The sequence below is a fragment of the Cupriavidus sp. FW305-F7 genome (assembly GCF_058782875.1).
Genome location: NZ_JBYSYC010000012.1, coordinates 101,052 through 114,154 on the forward strand (window position 1 = coordinate 101,052; position 13,103 = coordinate 114,154).

A 13,103-nucleotide genomic window follows, 5' to 3' on the forward strand; every position below is an offset into this window, starting at 1 on the left:
GGCCACAAAACCGGCGGCACAAGGTAAAACGCCCGCGATTGGATCGCGGGCGTTTTTCGTTGGCGCAGAGGCCAGGCCTGCGCCTACAGCTTGCCCAGCCGCTCCAGCGCCAGCGCCAGTGTCTCTTCCTTCTTCGCAAAGCAGAAACGCACCACGCCCGATTCACGCGGCTGCGTGTAGAAGGCCGAGACCGGGATCGCGGCCACGCCGATCTCGCGCGTCAGCCACATGGCGAAGTCGGCCTCGCTCAGGTCGGAAATGGCCGAGTAGTCGACGCACTGGAAGTAGGTGCCGTCCGACGGCAGCAGCTTGAAGCGGCTGTTGGCCAGCCCGGCGCGGAAGAAGTCGCGCTTGGCCTGGTAGAACGCCGACAGCTGCAGGTAGGGCGCGGGATCGGCCATGTAGTCGGCCAGGCCGTGCTGCACCGGCGTGTTCACGGTGAACACGTTGAACTGGTGCACCTTGCGGAACTCGGCCATCAGCGCGGCCGGCGCGGCCACGTAGCCGACCTTCCAGCCGGTCACGTGGTAGGTCTTGCCGAAGCTCGAGATCACGAAGCTGCGGCGCGCAAGCTCAGGATGGCGCGAGACCGAGGCGTGCTGCTGGCCGTCGTAGACCATGTGCTCGTAGACCTCGTCCGAGAGCAGCAGGATGTCGGTGCCGGCCAGGATCTGCGCCAGCTGGTCCATGTCGGCCGCGCGCAAGATCGTGCCGGTGGGGTTGTGCGGCGTGTTGATCAGGACCATGCGCGTGCGCGGCGTGATCGCGGCGGCCAGCTTGTCGAAGGGCACGCGGAATTCCGGCGCTTCCAGCGTGACCGGCACGGCGGTGGCGCCGGCCAGCTCGATCGCGGGCAGGTAGCTGTCGTAGCACGGCTCCAGCACGATCACCTCGTCGCCCGGATGCACCGCGCACAGGATCGCGGTCAGGATGCCCTGGGTGGCGCCGGCGGTGACGGTGATCTCGGTGTCCCAGCTGTACTGGTGGCCATAGAGGCTGGCGATCTTGGCGGCGATGGCCTGGCGCAGGCGCGGCACGCCAGCCATCGGCGGGTACTGGTTATGGCCGGCACGCATGGCAGCGGTCACGGCATCGACGATCCTGGGGTCGCAGTCGAAGTCTGGGAAGCCCTGGCCCAGGTTGACGGCGTTCTTCTCGGTGGCCAGCGCGGACATCACGGTGAAGATGGTGGTGCCGACGGCGGGCAGGCGCGAAGGCGGCGGGGTCAGCGGCGTCAACTGGGTGTGGGTGGTGTCTGCGGACATGATGCGAACGTGTCGATGCGGTGGGGACGGGGTGCGATCAGGCGTGCGGCGCCACCACGTAGGCGGCGCCGGGAGCCGACATTCTAAAGCGGATCGGCGGCGCTGGCGGCGCCAAGCGCGGCCAGCCAGGCGCCGAAGGCCGGTGGCGTCATCACTTCCACGCCGCTGCTGCGGCGCAGGCGGCTGCGCAGCTTGAGCACGGCCTTGTCCTTCGATACCAGGCAGGCGGCGCCGGCAAAGTGGGCCAGCTCGATGAACTTCTGGTCGTCGGTGTCCTTGCAGCGCGGCAGGCTGATGGCGTCGTAGTCGGCCTGCGGCGGCGCGGCTTCCAGGCTGGCGAGGCGGTCGACAGTGGCCAGCGCGGCATCGATATCGACGTCAAAGCGGGCAAATTGCGGATAGGCCAGCACCCGGCGCAGTTCCTCGCGGCAGTCGGCGCGGATCACCGGGGCGATGGTGCCGGCCTCAAGCGCGGTGCGGATCGGCTCCACATGGGGGTCGCGGAAGACCAGCAGGTCCACCCAGATGTTGGAGTCGAGCACCACGCGCGGCGCTGATGTGACGCCGGCGGGGCTGGCGAAGAGGGTGGTTCCGGTGGTGTCGAGGCGCATTCGCTACAATCTTGGCTTGTTTGTCCTTGGCTACTGCCGCGATTTTGCCATGCTCATCGTTTTGTCTCCCGCCAAGTCGCTGGACTATGAGACTCCTCCGCGCCTCAAGACCCATACGCTGCCGCGCTTTATCGACCGTTCCGCCACGCTGATCGAGCGCCTGCGCAAGCTGGCGCCGCAGGATGTGGGCGCGCTGATGGACATCTCCGACAAGCTCGCGGTGCTCAATGTGACGCGCTACGGCGACTGGTCGCCGGAGTTCACCGCGGCCAACAGCAAGCAGGCGGTGCTGGCCTTCAATGGCGACGTCTACGATGGCCTGGACGCGAAGACGCTGTCGGCCGATGACCTCGGCTTTGCGCAGAAGCACATCCGCATCCTGTCCGGCCTGTACGGCGTGCTGCGCCCGCTGGACTGGATGCAGCCCTACCGTCTGGAGATGGGGACGCGCCTCGATAACGTTGCCGGCAAGGACCTGTACGCGTTCTGGGGCGACGATGTTACGCAGATGATCAACGCCGACATGGCCGCGCTCAAGCAGGAAGGCGCGCCGGTGCTGGTCAACCTGGCCTCGGAAGAGTATTTCAAGGTGGTGCGGGCCAAGGTGCTGCAGGCGCGCATCGTCACGCCGGTGTTCGAGGACTGGAAGGGCGGCCGCTACAAGATCATTTCGTTCCACGCCAAGCGCGCGCGCGGCACCATGGCACGCTACGCGGTGACGCAGCGCGTGACCGAGCCGGAAAAGCTCAAGCGCTTTGCCGAGGACGGCTACGCCTTCGACGCCGCGGCCTCGGATGCCACCCGCTGGGTGTTCCGCCGCCGCCTGGAAGACTGAAACCCATCGCCACGAGACTGCCAGCCATGCCTGCCGACATGCATATCTCTTCGCAATTCGACTCCGGCGCCATCGAGGTCGAGGCACTCGACCGCGCCGACGATATCCGCCTGCGCATCCGCGCCGACTCGCACGCCGACTTCCGCCAGTGGTTCCATTTCCGCCTGCAGGGCGCGGCGGGGCAGGCGTGCCGGATGCACTTCCTGAACGCCGGCGACTGCACCTATCCGGATGGATGGCGCGACTACCGCGCGGTGGCCTCGTACGACCGCGCCAACTGGTTCCGCGTGCCGACGCGCTTCGACGGCCAGGTGATGACGGTGGAATGCACGCCCGAGCACGACAGCATCTGGTTTGCGTATTTCGAGCCGTATCCGGATGAGCGCCACCTGTCGCTGCTGGCCAGTTGCCAGCGCTCGCCGCTGGCGCGGCTGTCGCACCTGGGCAGCACCGTGGACGGGCGCGACATGACCCGCGTCACGCTGGGCCAGCCCGGCCCCGGCAAGAAGACCGTCTGGATGATCGCGCGCCAGCACCCGGGCGAGAGCATGGCCGAATGGTTTGTCGAAGGCGTGCTGCAGCGCCTGACCGGCACCGGCATGTGGGCGGGCGACCCGGTCGCGCGCAAGCTGCTGGAGCGCGCGGTCTTCCATATCGTGCCGAACATGAACCCGGACGGTTCGGCGCGCGGCAACCTGCGCACCAATGCCGCCGGCGCCAACCTGAACCGCGAGTGGATGGCGCCGAGCCCGGATACCAGCCCCGAGGTCTACCACGTGCGCCGCGCCATCGAGGCCAGCGGCTGCGACATGTTCTTCGACATCCATGGTGACGAGGGACTGCCGTACAACTTCGTCGCCGGCAGCGAGATGCTGCCGGGCTTTACCGAGGCGCGCCGGCGCGAGCAGCAGCGCTTTATCGAGGCCTTCAAGCGGGCCTCGCCGGATTTCCAGGATGTGCACGGCTACGCGGCCAGCAAGTACAACGCGGATGCACTCAAGCTGGCGTCCAAGTACATCGGCCATACCTTCGGCTGCCTGGCGCTGACGCTGGAGATGCCGTTCAAGGACAATGCCGATCTGCCGGATCCGGCGGTCGGCTGGAACGGCGCGCGCAGCGCGCTGCTGGGGACGGCGATGCTGCAGGCGATCCTGGACTACCTGGGCTGAGCCAGCGCAAACGGCCCAACCGGACGAAACCGGGTGGGCCGGAACGGCCTTGGCGCGGACGCGGTGCGCCCGCTTTGCGCCTATTGCTTCTTCTTGGTCTTGCTGGTCGTCTTGGCCGGGCCGGAGGTGGACTTGGCGGTCGTTGACTTCGACGACTTGGACGCCGACGCCTTGTCCGACTTCGACGCCGTGCTCTTGCCTTTGGCCCCCTTGCGGCTCTTGCTTGCCGAAGTGTGCGTAGCAGCAGGCACGGCCGGCTCGGCAGCCGGTTCGCTGATGGTGGCGCCGCCGCTGTCCAGCAGCTCATACGCCAGCATCATGCCGTCGTCATAACCGCAGCGCACCTTCACCGGCTGCCAGTCGTCGCTGCCGCGGCGCTTGTGCGCGGTAGCGGCGAAGGTGACCACCGAGCTGACCGGCACGGCCTGCTTGCCGGGCGAGAAGCGTCCGTTCCATGGCTCGGTCGTGGCCTGTCCCGCGGCGAGCGCGCCGGTGGGGATCTTCAATGCATCGTAGCTGGCCGAGCGCGGCACCACCCAGCTGGCGTGGGCGGCGCAGTCCGCCACGTCGCTGGTGGCGTTCTCGGTCTTCATCAGTTGTTCGCGCATGCGGGTCCGGTACTCGGACAGGCTGACGCGGCCACGGTCGGGCAGGGTGACGGTCTTGGTGGGCGGAGTGGAAGTGGCGGGTGCCGGGGCGGCGGCAGGTCGGGCGGGCGCGGCGGTGGGTGCCGGGGCAGGGCCGGCGCTGGCATCATCGGCCGGCATATTGGCGCAGCCTGCCAGCGCGATCGCACCGGCCACTGCGGCAGCCACCATGCGGAGCCGGCTGCCGAGCAGTTCGGAGATTCGTCGGATCACGGTGTGAGCGGTGTGTGCGTTCTTGGGTTTTGCCCGCGGGGCCGCAGGGGCCGGCAGGCAAGATGGGTTCGCAAGGAATGCCATGATAGAGGAAACCTATCTGACAAAGTTCCTAAATCTTGTTACCCATTCTTCCAAGGCTTGAGGTCGTGCAGCAAGTGACTTGTGCACTAGCAGGAATCCCTTCTCTCGCACAACTGCGGTGAACCCGCAGCGTATGCGGGGCTGCGTGGCGCAGCCCCGGCCCGGGTCAGGCCACGCGCGACGGCATCGAGCGCGTAAAGCGCAGCAGCTCGTCGAGCAGCAGGTTCAGGTCATGGCGCAGCCTGGCAAAGCCCGCGGTATGCGTCAGGCCCACCTCGTCCATATAGAGCTTGCGGTTGACCTCCAGCTGCAGGCTGTGGCAGCCGGCCTGGGGCTGTCCCACCACGCGCACGATCTCCACGCCCTTGTACGGGTGGTTGCGCCAGACGTCGTAGCCCATCTCCTTGAGCACGCCCTCGACCCGGTCGGTGAAGCGCTTGTCGCAGGTGGTGCCGTCGCGGTCACCCACCACGAAGTCCGGATGCTCCAGCCCCGGGAACTCGGTGGCGAATGGCGCGGCGTGGCTCGGCATCGAATGGCAGTTGATATGCCAGGCGCTGCCGTGGCTGGCGACGGCGCGGTCGGCCAGCTTCTGCAGCTGCGCGTAATAGGGCAGGTAGCAGCGGTTGATGCGCGCCTGCACTTCTTCCACGCTCAGCTTGCGGTCGTAGATGGCCTCGCCAGTGTCCAGCACGCGCCAGACCAGGCCCTTGCCCAGCCGGGTCTTGGAGGTCTCCTGCCTGGCGCCGGGCCACGGTGTGTCGAGCAGGGCTTCGTCGATTTCTTCCAGCGCGCGGTTGGCGTCCAGATAGCTGCGCGGGAAGCCCGCGCACAGCAGCGGGATGCCGCGCGCCGGGGCGCCGGCGTAGAGCTCGTCGACAAAGGTGTCTTCGGCCTGGCGCAGCAGTTCCAGCGGTAGCGCGGGGTCGGGGCGGAAGTCCGTCGGGTAGGTCGTCGCGCTGTGCGGCGAGTCCAGGAACAGCGCCGCGGGCTCGCCCTCGGGCTGGTACAGGTAGAACGGACTGTCCGCGGTGGTTCGGTCGGTGTCGGTCATGGTGTTGCTGTGGAATCAGTCGAGCGAGATCTTGGCGGCGGCGGCCACGCGCTTGTTCTTGGCCACTTCGCTCTTGATCTGGGCGGCAAAGTGCGCCGGCGTATCGCCCACCGGGGTCGCGCCCAGCTTCTCGAGCTTGGCCTTCACTTCCGGCAGTGCCAGCACCTTGACCGCGGCGGTGTGGAGCCTGGTCTGGATATCCGCCGGCAGGTTGGCCGGTGCGATCAGGCCGAACCAGGCGGCGTCGTTGACTTCGCCCAGGCCCAGTTCGGCAAAGGTCGGCACGTTGGGCAGCGCGGCCACGCGCTTGGGCGCTGCCACGGCGAGCGCACGCAGCTTGCCGCCTTCGATGAACGGCAGCGACGACGGCAGGTTGTCGAACAGCACCTGCACCTGGCCGGCCAGCGCGTCGTTCAGCGCCGGGCCCACGCCCTTGTAGGGCACGTGCAGCAGTTCAGTCTTGCTGCTCATCTTGAACAGTTCCCCCATCATGTGCGAGACGCTGCCGTTGCCCGCCGAGCCATAGGCAAGCTTGTTGGGCTGCGACTGCGCCAGCGCGATGAAGGACTTCATGTCGGTGGCCTTGACCGCCGGGTTGATGCTCATCACGTTGGGCACCGAGGCCAGGTTGGTGATGGTGGTGAAGTCCTTGGTTGCATCGTAGGACAGGCGCGGGTAGACCGCCGGATTGATGCCATGGGTCGAGGCCGTGGCAATGCCCAGCGTGTAGCCGTCCGGCGCCGCCTTGGACAGGAAAGCGGTGCCGATGCTGCCGCCGGCGCCGCCGCGGTTGTCCACCACCACGGCCTGGCCCAGTTGCTGGCCGAGCTTGTCGGCGACGATGCGCGCGACGATGTCGGTGGTGCCGCCTGCGGGGAAGGGCACCACCAGCGTGATCGGCTTGGTCGGGTAGCCGGCCTGGGCGAAGGCGCTGAAGGAGATGCCGGCAGCGGCGGCGGCCGAAGCGGCGGCCAGGAGTCGGAGAAGATGGCGACGTTGCATGACGGGGTCCAGGGGAAGGGGAGGAATAAAGTGGATTTCACGATTCTGCGCGCCCGGGCAAGCGTGCCGCAAACGAAATAAAATCCTTAGCTCATTCCATTTGGTCGTAAAGTAGAGGTGATTTATGCGACGCCTATGTCCGTCGCTGACCGAGTTGCAGGCCTTCGAGGCTGCGGCGCGTCATAACAGTTTTACCGTAGCCGCGCGTGAACTGCATGTCACGCAAGGCGCGGTCAGCAAGCAGGTGCGCAGCCTGGAGGCTTACCTGGGCGTGGAGCTGTTCCAGCGCGTGCGCCAGCGCCTGATGCTGACCAAGGCGGGCGAGCGCTACCTCGAGCGCATCGGCCCCAGCCTGAACGAGCTGGAGGCCGCCACCGTCGAGCTGATGGCGCGGCAGGGGCGGGGCGGCGTGCTGCATATCGCCAGCATGCCGACGCTGGGCGCCAAGTGGCTGATCCCGCGCCTGCCGCAGTTTTTCGCGCGCCATCCGGAGGTGACGCTGGAATTCGTGCCGCACGCGCAGGGCTACGATTTTTCCGAGCCGGACCTGGACGCCGCGATCCGTTTCGGCGACGGCGTCTGGCCCGGCAGCCTGGCCGACTACATGACCGGGCGCGAGGTGCTGCCGGTGTGCCGCCCGGGCCTGCTGGCGTCCGAGCCCGGCGGCGTGGCGCCCACGCCCGCCGCGCTGCTGCGCTATCCGCTGCTGCACCACACCACCGTTCCCGAAGCCTGGCCCGACTGGTTCGCCACGCTGGGCGTGCCGACCCGCGAGGCCTGGAGCGGCGCGCGCTTCGACCAGTTTTCGCTGCTCACGCAAGCCGCGCTGTCGGGTCTGGGCATCGCGCTGATCCCGCGCTGCCTGATCGAGGAAGAACTGGCCACCGGGGCGCTGGTGGTGGCGCATCCGGCCCAGGTGCTGGCCAAGAAGGGCTATTACCTGTGCTATCCGGAGCAGAAGCAGCACCTGCCGGCGCTGCGCACATTCCGCGCATGGGTGATGGAAGGGGCCGACCTGGCGCGGCCCGCCTGACGTTCAGCCCACGTCCGATGTCAACTGGCGCAACTGCTCCAGCAGCTTCGCTGCCGGCGCCGGCAGGATGCCCTGGCGGCGCCGGTACACCGCCAGCCGGCGCGGCGCCTGGGCGCCTTCAATGGGCAGCGGCTGGATCATGCCCGCCTTTTGCTCGGCCTCGTACATCGGCGCGGCCATCCAGCTGAGGAAGCCCGCGCGTGCCACCAGCGCCTTGAGCGCAATGATCGAGCGGGTTTCGGCGACGATCTCCGGCGGCGGCAGCCCGGCCCGTGCAAACAGCCGCTGCAGTTCGTCGAATGGCGCTGTGCCGCGCGGCGGCATGACCCAGCGGCAGCCGACCGTATCCGCCAGCCGCAGCGCCGGCCGGCCCATCAGCGGATGCCCGGCGGCGGCGACCACGAAGCTGCTGTCGCTCCAGCCCACATCCGCCACGGCGCAGATTTCCTCGTTCTCCGGCAAGGCGATGCCGATAACCAGGTCGATCTCGCGGCGCAGCAGCGCATCGGCCAGGAAATCTCCCACCCCTTCGACGATGCGCACGCGCAGCCCGGGCCAGCGTGCCAGCACCGCCTCGATCGCCTCCGGCAGCACCACGCTGGCCACGCTGGCGACGGTGCCCACGCGGATGGTGCCGGCGGCCAGCCCGCGCAGCGCGCGCACGGCCTCGGTGGCGTGCTCGGCCTCGTGGCGCAAAAGGTTGGCGTGCGGCAGCAGGGCCTCGCCGCAGGCGGTCAGCACCATGCCGGTGGCATAGCGTTCGAACAGCGGCGCGTCCAGCTGGGCTTCCAGCCGCTGGATGGTGCGGCTCAGTGCCGGCTGGGTCACGTTCAGCTGTGTGGCCGCACGGCCCAGGCTGCCGTGTTCGCACACCGCAAGGAAGGCAAGAAGCTGGCGCAGATCGAGGGTCATGCCGAATCGTAATGACTTTGCCCCGAAACGGCAATTTCTGGGCAAGGCCTGATTGTCCATACTGGTCGGCAAGCTTTGTCTCTAATTCCGCACTGGAGCTTCCTCGACCATGGCCAGTTCTGCCTCGCCTGCCGCCTCCGCCACTCCCACCACCGTGCGCACCGCGGTGCTGGACCTGGTGCGCGCGTTCGGCATGACCACCATCTTCGGCAATCCCGGCTCGACCGAGCTGCCGCTGTTCCTCGATTTCCCCGACGACTTCCGCTACATCCTCGGCCTGCAGGAATCCGTGGTGGTGGGGATGGCCGATGGCTATGCCCAGGCCACCCGCAATGCGGCCTTCGTCAACCTGCACTCGGCGGCCGGCGTCGGCCATGCCATGGGCAGCATCTTCACCGCCCACAAGAACCGCACCCCGATGGTGATCACGGCCGGGCAGCAGGCGCGCTCGATCCTGCCGTTCGAGCCCTTCTTGTTCTCGGCTCAGGCCACCGAACTGCCCAAGCCCTACGTGAAGTGGAGTTGCGAGCCGGCGCGGGCCGAAGACGTGCCGCTGGCGATTGCGCGCGGTTACTACATCGCCATGCAGCCGCCGCGCGGGCCGGTGCTGATCTCGATTCCCGCCGATGACTGGGCCCGGCCATGCGAGCCGGTGCTGCCGCGCACGGTCAGCACTGAAAGCCGCGTGCAGCCGGCACTGCTGGCGCAGATCGGCGACGCTCTCGATGCCAGCCGCCGGCCGGCGTTCGTGGTGGGCGCGGCCGTGGACCGCGATGGCGCCTGGGACGACGTGGTGCGGCTGGCGGAACGGCACCAGGCGGCGGTGTGGGTGGCGCCGATGTCGGGGCGCTGCGGCTTTCCGGAAGACCATCCGCTGTTTGCCGGCTTTCTGCCGGCGATGCGCGAGAAGATCGTCGGGCTGCTCACGGGCCACGACCTTGTTTTCGCGCTGGGCGCGGCGGCCTTCACCTATCACGTCGAGGGGTTTGGCCCCCATGCGCCGCCCGGGGCGCAGGTGGTGCAGCTGATCGACGATCCGAATATCGCCGCATGGGCGCCGGTGGGCACTGCCGCAGTCGGCAGCATCCGCCAGGGCGTGGCCGACCTGCTGGCGCGCCCGGCGCCGCCGCGGCGCGAAGCCCCGCGCCCGCGCGTGCCGGCACCGCGCGCCGAGCCCGGCACGCCGATGACCGTCGCCTATGTCCTGCAGACGCTGGCGGAGCTGCGCGACCCCGATTCCATCGTGGTCGAGGAAGCGCCCAGCGCGCGCCCGGTGATGCATCGCTACCTGCCCATCCTGCGCAGCGAGACCTTCTATACGATGTGCAGCGGCGGGCTTGGCTACGGCCTGCCCGCGGCAGTGGGCGTCGCGCTGGGCAAGCCGGGGCGCAAGGTGATCGGCCTGGTCGGCGACGGCTCCAGCATGTATTCGATCCAGGCGCTGTGGAGCGCCGCGCAACTGGGCCTGCCGATCACGTTCATCGTGCTCAACAACCGGCGCTATGCCGCCCTGCAGGAGTTTGCGCCGACCTTCGGCTTTGGCAGCGATGATCCGCTGGTCGGCACGGCATTGCCCGATCTGGATTTCGTGTCGATTGCGCTCGGGCATGGTTGCGAGGCATCACGGGTGACTCATCCTGCTGCATTGCGCGAAGCGCTGGCGACAGCCCTGCGCATGCGTGTGCCGACCGTGGTGGAGATCGAGGTGGCCTGAGCCGCAGCGCCAGACGACAGACGAAGTACCCCTTCCAGGAGACTCCAGGATGCAAAACATCACCATGCTGATCAACGGCGAGCGCACGCAGGCCGCCAACGGTGCCACCTTCGAGCGCCGCAACCCGCTTGACCACAGCGTGGCCACGCGGGCGCCGGCAGCCACGAGCGCCGATGCGCTGGCCGCGGCCGACGCTGCCGCGCGCGCCTTCCCGGCCTGGCGCGACACCGGTCCGGGCGAACGGCGCGCCTTGCTCATGCGCGCGGCGCAGGCACTCGAAGGCAAGGCCGGGGCACTCACCGCCGCGATGGCGGCGGAGACCGGTGCGTCGGCGATGTGGGCCGGCTTCAATGTGCACCTTGCCGTCGGCATGCTGCAGGAGGCCGCCGCGCTGACCACGCAGATCAACGGCGAGGTGATCCCCTCCGACGTGCCGGGCAGCCTGGCGATGGCGGTGCGGCAGGGCGCGGGCGTGGTGCTGGGCATCGCGCCGTGGAACGCACCGGTGATCCTGGGCGTGCGCGCTGTGGCCACGGCGCTGGCGTGCGGCAATACGGTCATCCTGAAGGGTTCGGAGATCTGTCCGGCCACGCATGGCCTGATCGTCGATGCGCTGGCGGAGGCGGGCTTCCCGGCGGGCGTGGTCAACTTTGTCACCAACGCCCCGGCCGATGCCGCCGCGGTGGTCGAGACCATCATCGCCCACCCGGCCGTGCGCCGCATCAACTTCACCGGCTCCACGCGCGTGGGGCGTCTGATCGCGCAGACCTGCGCGCGCCACCTGAAGCCCGTGGTGCTGGAGCTGGGCGGCAAGGCGCCGCTGGTGGTGCTCGACGATGCGGACCTGGACGCCGCGGTGGACGGTGCCATCTTCGGCGCCTTCGCCAACTCGGGCCAGATCTGCATGTCCACCGAGCGCATCGTGGTGGATGCCAGCATCGCGGACGCCTTCGTGGCACGCTTTGCCGCGCGTGCCGGCGCCTTGCCGCTGGCGGATCCGCGCACCGGCCCGGCGGTTCTGGGCTCCGTGGTCGACATGAGCACCGTCGAGCGCTGCAACGTGATGATCGACGACGCGCTGGCCAAGGGCGCGCGGCTGGTCTGCGGCGGCAAGGCGACCGACACGCTGATGCGGGCCACGGTGCTGGATCACGTGATGCCGGACATGGAGATCTATCGCGAGGAATCGTTCGGGCCGGTCAAGGCCGTGGTGCGCGTGGATGGCGTGGAAGCGGCCATTGCCTGTGCCAATGATTCCGCCTATGGGCTGTCGGCGGCCGTGTTCGGCGGCGATGTGGCGCGCGCGATGCGGGTGGCCGGCCGCATCGAATCGGGCATCTGCCACGTCAATGGCCCGACCGTGCAAGACGAGGCGCAGATGCCGTTCGGCGGCGTCAAGGCGAGTGGCTATGGCCGCTTCGGTGGCAAGGCCGGGATCGATGCCTTCACCGAGCTGCGCTGGATCACGGTGCAGACCACGCCACGGCAATATCCGTTCTGAGTGGCGCCGCGGAGCGCTGCGGCAGGCAGTAGCAAAACATAAGACAGGAGACAACCATTATGCGATTCCCCCACCGTATCGCGCGCGCCCTTTGCGCCGCACTGTGCGCGCCGGGCCTGCTGGCTGGCGTGAGCGCGCCGGCCGCCGCGCAGCCGTGGCCGGACAAGCCGATCCGGCTGGTCGTCAACTTCCCCGCCGGCGGGGCCGCGGATACGCTGGCGCGCGGCATCTCGCCCGGTCTGTCCGAGGCGCTGAAGCGTCCGGTGGTGATCGACAACCGCCCGGGCGCCAACGGCATCGTTGGCGGCGATGCCGTGGCCAAGGCGCCGGCCGATGGCTATACCTTCCTGCTGACCTCGGGCGGCGCGGTGGCCATCGACCCCTTCCTCTACAAGAAGATGCCATACGACCCGCTCAAGGACCTGACCCCGGTCGCATCGGTGGCGCTTGTGCGGGTCTACCTGCTGGTGCATCCGTCGGTGCCGGCGAAGACGCTGGACGCGTTCATCGCCTATGTGCGCGAGCATCCGGGCAAGCTCAGCTACGGCTCGGCCGGCAACGGCAGCACGCCGCATATCGCTGCCGAGATGTTCAAGCGCGCCGGCAAGCTGGACGCCGTGCACGTGCCGTACAAGGGCGCGGCCCCGGCCCTGAGCGACCTGCTGGCAGGGCAGGTGCAGTTCATGTTCGATCCCGGCCCCGGCCTGCAGCACGTGGCCAGCGGCAAGCTCAGGCTGCTGGCGGTGGCCAGCGCCAAGCGCGCGGCGCAATACCCGGACGTGCCGACGCTGGCCGAGGCCGGCCTGCAGGACGTCGACGGCGACTCGACCTTCGGCGTCTATGCGCCCGCCGGCACGCCGCCGGCCATCGTCGAGCGCATGAACCGCGAGATCAACCGCGCGCTCGCCGGCGTGCAGCTGCAGGACAACGTCAACAAGCTGGGCGGTGCGGTGGCGCCGCTGAGCATCCAGGCGTTTGCCGAGCGGCAGAACGTGGATCGCGCGCGCTATGGCAGGTTCATCCGGCAGGCGGGCATCACCGTGGACTGACCCATGAAAAAGGG

General features: G+C 68.6%; 12 protein-coding genes. 6 read left to right on the plus strand and 6 right to left on the minus strand.

What is annotated here, in order from left to right; translation table 11 throughout:
- Positions 1–83: 83 nt before the first annotated feature.
- Together AC3WL8_RS13755 and AC3WL8_RS13760 are read right to left on the minus strand one after the other, a co-directional pair.
- Positions 84–1,265 (minus strand): pyridoxal phosphate-dependent aminotransferase, encoded by a 1,182-nt coding sequence (locus AC3WL8_RS13755; protein WP_153955618.1) that lies wholly within the window; start codon positions 1,263–1,265, stop codon positions 84–86.
- Between the two features lie 83 nt (positions 1,266–1,348).
- On the minus strand, positions 1,349–1,876 hold the full coding sequence (locus tag AC3WL8_RS13760; RefSeq protein ID WP_013956066.1) for a PIN domain-containing protein: 528 nt from the start codon (positions 1,874–1,876) through the stop codon (positions 1,349–1,351).
- Between the two features lie 49 nt (positions 1,877–1,925).
- Between AC3WL8_RS13760 and yaaA the strand changes: the two genes are divergently transcribed.
- Together yaaA and AC3WL8_RS13770 are read left to right on the plus strand one after the other, a co-directional pair.
- Positions 1,926–2,711 carry a peroxide stress protein YaaA gene (gene yaaA / locus AC3WL8_RS13765; RefSeq protein ID WP_041228327.1) on the plus strand — a complete coding sequence of 262 codons (786 nt, stop codon included), beginning with the start codon at positions 1,926–1,928 and terminating at the stop codon, positions 2,709–2,711.
- 26 nt (positions 2,712–2,737) lie between these two features.
- Complete coding sequence (locus AC3WL8_RS13770) at positions 2,738–3,880, plus strand: M14 family metallopeptidase (RefSeq protein WP_013956067.1); 1,143 nt, start codon at positions 2,738–2,740, stop codon at positions 3,878–3,880.
- Positions 3,881–3,960: 80 nt separating this feature from the next.
- Here AC3WL8_RS13770 and AC3WL8_RS13775 read toward each other — a convergent pair whose 3' ends face one another.
- The 3 genes from AC3WL8_RS13775 to AC3WL8_RS13785 all read right to left on the minus strand — a co-directional run bounded on the left by AC3WL8_RS13775 (position 3,961) and on the right by AC3WL8_RS13785 (position 6,880).
- A complete protein-coding gene (locus AC3WL8_RS13775; protein WP_371827391.1) occupies positions 3,961–4,740 on the minus strand; it encodes a BspC domain-containing protein in 780 nt (259 codons plus the stop codon).
- A 250-nt stretch (positions 4,741–4,990) separates the two neighbouring features.
- On the minus strand, positions 4,991–5,878 hold the full coding sequence (locus tag AC3WL8_RS13780; RefSeq protein ID WP_013956069.1) for an N-formylglutamate amidohydrolase: 888 nt from the start codon (positions 5,876–5,878) through the stop codon (positions 4,991–4,993).
- A 15-nt stretch (positions 5,879–5,893) separates the two neighbouring features.
- Positions 5,894–6,880, minus strand: a complete 987-nt coding sequence (locus AC3WL8_RS13785; protein WP_013956070.1) for a Bug family tripartite tricarboxylate transporter substrate binding protein — start codon at positions 6,878–6,880, stop codon at positions 5,894–5,896.
- 124 nt (positions 6,881–7,004) lie between these two features.
- On the opposite strand from AC3WL8_RS13785, the gene AC3WL8_RS13790 reads away from it, so the two are divergent.
- Positions 7,005–7,913: a LysR substrate-binding domain-containing protein gene (locus AC3WL8_RS13790; RefSeq protein WP_013956071.1), complete on the plus strand. Its 909-nt coding sequence runs from the start codon at positions 7,005–7,007 to the stop codon at positions 7,911–7,913.
- A 3-nt stretch (positions 7,914–7,916) separates the two neighbouring features.
- Here the strand turns inward: AC3WL8_RS13790 and AC3WL8_RS13795 are convergent, their stop codons facing one another.
- Positions 7,917–8,825, minus strand: a complete 909-nt coding sequence (locus AC3WL8_RS13795; RefSeq protein ID WP_249221257.1) for a LysR family transcriptional regulator — start codon at positions 8,823–8,825, stop codon at positions 7,917–7,919.
- 109 nt (positions 8,826–8,934) lie between these two features.
- On the opposite strand from AC3WL8_RS13795, the gene mdlC reads away from it, so the two are divergent.
- Genes mdlC through AC3WL8_RS13810 form a run of 3 tightly spaced genes read left to right on the plus strand, consistent with a single transcriptional unit; the run spans position 8,935 to position 13,089 of the window.
- The gene (gene mdlC / locus AC3WL8_RS13800) at positions 8,935–10,539 is read left to right on the plus strand and encodes a benzoylformate decarboxylase (RefSeq protein ID WP_013956073.1); all 1,605 of its coding nucleotides are present in this window, start codon (positions 8,935–8,937) and stop codon (positions 10,537–10,539) included.
- Positions 10,540–10,588: 49 nt separating this feature from the next.
- A complete protein-coding gene (locus tag AC3WL8_RS13805) occupies positions 10,589–12,040 on the plus strand; it encodes an aldehyde dehydrogenase (protein ID WP_013956074.1) in 1,452 nt (483 codons plus the stop codon).
- Positions 12,041–12,099: 59 nt separating this feature from the next.
- The gene (locus AC3WL8_RS13810; RefSeq protein ID WP_013956075.1) at positions 12,100–13,089 is read left to right on the plus strand and encodes a Bug family tripartite tricarboxylate transporter substrate binding protein; all 990 of its coding nucleotides are present in this window, start codon (positions 12,100–12,102) and stop codon (positions 13,087–13,089) included.
- Positions 13,090–13,103: the final 14 nt, after the last annotated feature.